At 42.8% G+C, this 5,876-nt stretch carries 4 protein-coding genes; 3 read left to right on the forward strand and 1 reads right to left on the reverse strand.

What is annotated here, in order from left to right:
• The 3 genes from ACFO4R_RS03130 to ACFO4R_RS03140 all read left to right on the forward strand — a co-directional run.
• On the forward strand, positions 1 to 1,034 hold a 1,034-nt coding region (locus tag ACFO4R_RS03130; protein ID WP_379787552.1), incomplete at its 5' end, for a hypothetical protein.
• A gap of 259 nt (positions 1,035 to 1,293) precedes the next feature.
• A complete protein-coding gene (locus ACFO4R_RS03135; RefSeq protein WP_379787553.1) occupies positions 1,294 to 2,898 on the forward strand; it encodes a hypothetical protein in 1,605 nt (534 codons plus the stop codon).
• 304 nt (positions 2,899 to 3,202) lie between these two features.
• Entirely contained in the window at positions 3,203 to 4,804 is a 1,602-nt protein-coding gene (locus ACFO4R_RS03140; RefSeq protein WP_379787554.1) for a hypothetical protein, read from the forward strand.
• Positions 4,805 to 5,117: 313 nt separating this feature from the next.
• Here the strand turns inward: ACFO4R_RS03140 and ACFO4R_RS03145 are convergent, their stop codons facing one another.
• Positions 5,118 to 5,558 carry a hypothetical protein gene (locus tag ACFO4R_RS03145; RefSeq protein WP_379787555.1) on the reverse strand — a complete coding sequence of 147 codons (441 nt, stop codon included), beginning with the start codon at positions 5,556 to 5,558 and terminating at the stop codon, positions 5,118 to 5,120.
• Positions 5,559 to 5,876 lie beyond the last annotated feature (318 nt).

Raw genomic sequence — 5,876 nt, forward strand, 5'->3', positions numbered from 1 at the left:
TCCATGGACAGGTCGAGATGCAGGACATCGAAGGATGGGCGAAGGAAGAGGGGATCGATATCGAGTACCAAAGGAAGAGACCCTCCCTGCTTGAAGATATCGAAGTGGGATACAACACCTTAGGTAAGCTTACCGTCAACACCCGAAAGGAGATCGGGGGTTTTAGCATAACCCTACTGACGGAAGATGAGACCTATGACGAGGTGGAAGAGTTGGAAGAGATCCTGCTGACCTTCGAGGAGAATATCGAGAAGAATCGGAGGATGATTGAGAAGGAGGCTCCCAACTTTTATCGGGAGTACCGGGAGGTACTCGATAATCCGAAAAAGACGGTCTACTTCTTTGACAATACAAAGTCTCACAATGTATATAGACTTATCGATAACGAGATTATTTTGGAAGGGGTATGGGCACAGATGGTGGAGTACAACCATAAGATGTTTGAGGAGGTATCTCAAGCAAGAAACGGAAAAGTCGAGGTGGCATCGAGATGGTTGGAAGAGGGGTTGGACTCGTCTTTGCTCAGGTGGTATTCGGACGAATTAAGAGAGACCCATTATCGGAATACGTTGCATTTGTTTAGGGAGGTCAAGGATGGAACTGCAATTGAGGCACACAAGAAGACCTTTGAGGTCATGGAGGCGAACTTCGGGGAGCTGACGGAAGAGAAGATAAGGGAACTGGTCTACAATGACGATAGCCGAGATAAGCTGATCTACATTATGGAACTGATCGATAAGAACCACAACATATTGGAACCCGGAATAAAGAGTAAGACGGTATATGCGTTGGGAGAAAATATGGTAGGTTTTACCGGATTTCTGGAGCCGAACAACTATAACTTTTTTGAAAACAGAGCCTTTGTCTATTATCTGATGAAGAGGTACGGTTTGGAGAAGATGTTCTATCTTCGGGTAAAGATAGGAGATGAAACGAGCTTTGAAGAAGAGTTCGGCAAGAGTCTGTATCAACTGCGGGAAGAATGGAAGGCGTATCTAAGGGAGAATATCAGGGACATCGATAAGCTTTTGTAGGAGAGGTCTTGGACCTGTTAAGATAGCATACTATTTTTCGATAGAAGTGTGGTTATATCCATTCTGTAAATACGAAAATTCGTTTTATACTTCATAAAGTGCAAGTTTCTGATATCAACTGCAAAATATAGCAAACGACATAAATATCTGCACTTTCGAAATGTATCTCGATTCTATTTTGAAGAATAGGGATTCGGCAAAGTGAAAATAATTTTTGCGTTCACTATAGTATTAGGCAATTGCAAAAGGAGACATTGTTATGAAAAAGTATTTGGGCCTATGCACAGTCTGTTTAATGATTGTTCTATTGGTTTCCTGTGGAAGGGGGCTTGATCTGTCCAAGCGGGAGGGGGAGAACTTTACCGTCTATTCCAATGAGGACATCGAGATCAAACTGCCGAACTCTCTGGAGAACAGGGAAGAAGTCTTGGACAAACTCACAAAGAAACTGGAAAAGCTCGATCGATTCGAGAAGATAACCAAGGTCAAGATTACAATAAACCCGCTCTATAACAAATTTAAGAACAGGGAAGTCATCGAAATTACCCCGGATTTTATAGAGGGGGAGGAGTTTGAGAAATATTTGATCGCACAGGCCTATGACCTCTACAACAACTGGATCGTCGAAGGAATCCGTCTTCTGGTGTTCGAAGATGGGAGAAAAGACGAGAAAACGGACTTCGTCTCCTACTATAAGGATAGGGAGTTTTCCCTGTTCGGAGTAAGGTTCTTCGAACCGTTTACCGAGGAAGAAGAGGTGAACAACCTCAAGGTTGCAAGTGCGGACTTGGCAGCCTACCTGATCGATCAGGGGAAGAAGGAAGATCTGCTCCATGGACAGGTCGAGATGCAGGACATTGAAGGATGGGCGAAGGAAGAGGGGATCGATATCGAGTACCAGAAACAGAGACCCTCTCTGCTTGAGGATATCGAAGTGGGATACAACACCTTAGGTAAGCTTACCGTCAACACCCGAAAGGAGATCGGGGGTTTTAGCATAACCCTACTGACGGAAGATGAGACCTATGACGAGGTGGAAGAGTTGGAAGAGATCCTGCTGACCTTCGAGGAGAATATCGAGAAGAATCGGAGGACGATTGAGAAGGAGGCTCCCAACTTTTATCGAGAGTATCGGGAGGTGCTCGATAATCCGAAAAAGACGGTCTACTTCTTTGACAATACACAGCCGGCCAACATATATTACTCTATTAATAACGAGATTATTTTGGAAGGGGTATGGGCACAGATGGCGGAATACAACCATAAGGTTTTTGAGGAGGTATCTCAAGCAAGAAACGGAGGTGTGGAGGGTTCTCCTCGATGGTTGGCGGAGGGCGTAGATCTGTGTTTGCCGCTGTGGTATTCGGACGAATTAAGAGAGCCCTATTATAAGGCTATGTTGCATTTTGTGAGGAATATTGAGGAGGGAACTGCAACCGGGGTCGGGAAAAAAATCTTTGCGGTAATAGAAGAGAACTTCGGGGAGCTGACGGAAGAGAAGGTAAGGGAACTGGTCTACAATGACGATAGCGGAGATAAGCTGATCTACATTATGGAACTGATCGATAGAAACTATCTTGAATTGATTCCGGGATTAAAGAGTAAAACGGTATATGCGTTGGAAGAAAACAAGGTAGGCTTTACCGGATTTTTGGAGCCGAACAACTATAACTTTTTTGAAAACAAAGCCTTTGTCTATTACCTGATGAAGAGGTACGGCTTGGAGAAGATGTTCTATCTTCGGATAAAGATAGGAGATGAAACGAGCTTTGAAGAAGAGTTCGGAAAGAGTCTGTATCAACTGCGGGAAGAATGGAAGGCATATCTAAGGGAGAATATCAAGGATATCGATAAGCTTTTGTAGGAGAGGTCTTGGACCTGTTAAGATAGCATACTATTTTCCGATAGAAGTGTGGTTATATCCATTCTGTAAATACGAAAATTCGTTTTATACTTCATAAAGTGCAAGTTTCTGATATCAACTGCAAAATAGTATTAGGAAGATACCGCATAATTCGAAAAAGTGGTGAAAAACCAGTTTTTCTTAAACAAATCCATTTCCAAAAGCGTGTATTTGGAATAGTTTCTACCCTTCGAGGAACAAAGGGCAAATTGTTTTGGATCTTTGTGCGGTATTTCCTTAGGAAATTGCAAAAGGAGACATTGTTATGAAAAAGTATTTGGGTCTATGCATAGTCTGTTTAATGATTGTTCTATTGGTTTCCTGTGGCAGGGGCCTTGATCTGTCCAAGCGGGAGGGGGAGAACTTTACCGTCTACTCCAATGAGGACATCGAGATCAAACTGCCGAACTCTCTGGAGAACAGGGAAGAAGTCTTGGACAAACTCACAAAGAAACTGGAAAAGCTCGATCGATTCGAGAAGATAACCAAGGTTAAGATCACAATAAACCCGCTCTATAACAGATTTAAGAACAGGGAAGTCATCGAAGTTACCCCGGGTTTTATAGAGGGGGAGGAGTTTGAGAAATATTTGATTGCACAGGCCTATGACCTCTACAACAACTGGATCGTCGAAGGAATCCGTCTTCTGGTGTTTGGAGGAGAGGAAAAGACCGAAACGGACTTCGTCTCCTACTATAAGGATAGGGAGTTTTCCCTGTTCGGAGCAAGGTTCTTCGAACCGTTTACCGAGGAAGAAGAAGTGAACAACCTCAAGGTTGCAAGTGCGGACTTGGCAGCCTACCTGATCGATCAGGGGAAGAAGGAAGATCTGCTCCATGGACAGGTCGAGATGCAGGACATCGAAGGATGGGCGAAGGAAGAGGGGATCGATATCGAGTACCAGAAACAGAGACCCTCCCTGCTTGAGGATATCGAAGTGCGCTATAACACCTTAGGTAAGCTTACCGTCAACACCCGCAAGGAGATCGGGGGTTTTACCATAACCCTACTGACGGAAGATGAGACCTATGACGAGGTGGAAGAGTTGGAAGAGATCCTGCTGACCTTCGAGGAGAATATCGAGAAGAATCGGAGGACGATTGAGAAGGAGGCTCCCAACTTTTATCGGGAGTATCGGGAGGTGCTCGATAATCCGAAAAAGACGGTCTACTTCTTTGACAATACAAAGCCTGACAGTATGTGTGATCATATTAAGAACGAAGTTATTTTGTCAGAACTATGGGCACAGATGGTGGAGTACAACCATAAGATGTTTGAGGAGGTATCTCAAGCAAGAAACGGAAAAGTCGGAGCGGTATCGAGATGGTTGGAAGAGGGGTTGGACTCATCTTTGCTTAGGTGGTATTCGGACGAATTAAGAGAGACCCATTATCGGAATACGTTGCATTTGTTTAGGGAGGTCAAGGATGGAACTGCAATTGAGGCACGCAAGAAGACCTTTGAGGTCATGGAGGCGAACTTCGGGGAGCTGACGGAAGAGAAGATAAGGGAACTGGTCTACAATGACGATAGCCGAGATAAGCTGATCTACATTATGGAACTGATCGATAAGAACCACAACATATTGGAACCCGGAATAAAGAGTAAGACGGTATATTCATCGGAAGAAAACAAGGTAGGCTTTACCGGATTTCTGGAGCCGAACAACTATAACTTTTTTGAAAACAGAGCCTTTGTCTATTACCTGATGAAGAGATACGGCTTGGAGAAGATGTTCTATCTGCGGGTAAAGACCGGAGATGAAACGAGCTTTGAAGAGGAGTTCGGCAAGAGCCTGTATCAACTGCGGGAAGAATGGAAGGCATATCTAAGAGAGAATATCAGGGATATCGATAAGCTTTTGTAGGAGAGGTCTGAGTGATTACAAGGTTTAGAATACACATAGTTAGGGACATACCTCACAATTCGGAAAATAAGCCTAGAATCGATTTTGTACGAACGATCAAATCCTTGAAAATATTGGTATGACAGACTTTTGTATTTTATAAAAACGGGGAAGATCAGAAATTTGACTTTGTGCGGTGTTTCCTTAATTTTTTTGAGGCTTCGATTGCCTCCTCATATCTCTGCCCCAACACAAAAAGAGCAGGCAAAATACCTGCTCTTTTCTCCAAGTTTTGCATAATTCAGCGCTAACAAAACGCCATTGTGCAAATACTCTAATGTTGTGCCATACGAAAATCAATACTGATATCTCCCGGTGTGGAGGAGCTTGATGTGGCATTAAAATAGAAACTTTGATTCGTACCGGTAACATTTACAGAGATATGACCGCTTTTATCCGGGTTGATGGTTCTTTCATTTCCACCGTTAATGCTGATCACAACCTCGGTGGAACCCTTGTTTTTAATCCAGAAATTTACTGTTTTTCCATTGTTTTTGCTCAAATAAAAAGTGTCATCATAATCTGAACCGGAATAACTTCCGGAATCAATAACCACATTTCGTAACGGCACTATCTCATTATCACCGGACGTTCTTTCCGATAAAACCTTGTCATCCGAATCCGGAACATTATGCCCCTCTGTGCAGGAGGGAATCAGCATACATATTGCCATCATTCCCGCTGTCAAAGCGATTGTTTTTTTCCCAAACTTCATTATCAATCACTCCTTCGTACAATTATTTTATTTTCCTTAGGTGCAATTTAATAATTATGGTTATAATGATGATAGCATAGTTTTTATAAATTTTTCAACACATTATTTTATTATATGAAGAATTCCTGTATTTTATAGACTCCAAGGGAGGTGAGGAGTTTATCTTTGTGCGAGTCCTCTTTGGTTATAGCAATACCGTGTAAATGCGAAATCTTGATTTTTCTAAAATCACAAAAATGAAATCTTGTTAGAGCGTGTCTACACAAATTAAACAAGGCATCTTAACCATAAAACGATCGATGCCAAATGAACTGCTCC

The sequence above is a fragment of the Filifactor villosus genome, assembly GCF_042652965.1.
In the GTDB taxonomy this organism is placed as follows: Bacteria; Bacillota; Clostridia; order Peptostreptococcales; family Filifactoraceae; genus Filifactor; species Filifactor villosus.

Excerpts from the sequence above, each read along its gene's own strand:
- ACFO4R_RS03135 (WP_379787553.1), top strand. The coding sequence starts at position 1,294 with ATGAAAAAGTATTTGGGCCTATGCACAGTCTGTTTAATGATTGTTCTA.
- ACFO4R_RS03140 (WP_379787554.1), top strand. The coding sequence starts at position 3,203 with ATGAAAAAGTATTTGGGTCTATGCATAGTCTGTTTAATGATTGTTCTA.
- ACFO4R_RS03145 (WP_379787555.1), bottom strand. The coding sequence starts at position 5,558 with ATGAAGTTTGGGAAAAAAACAATCGCTTTGACAGCGGGAATGATGGCA.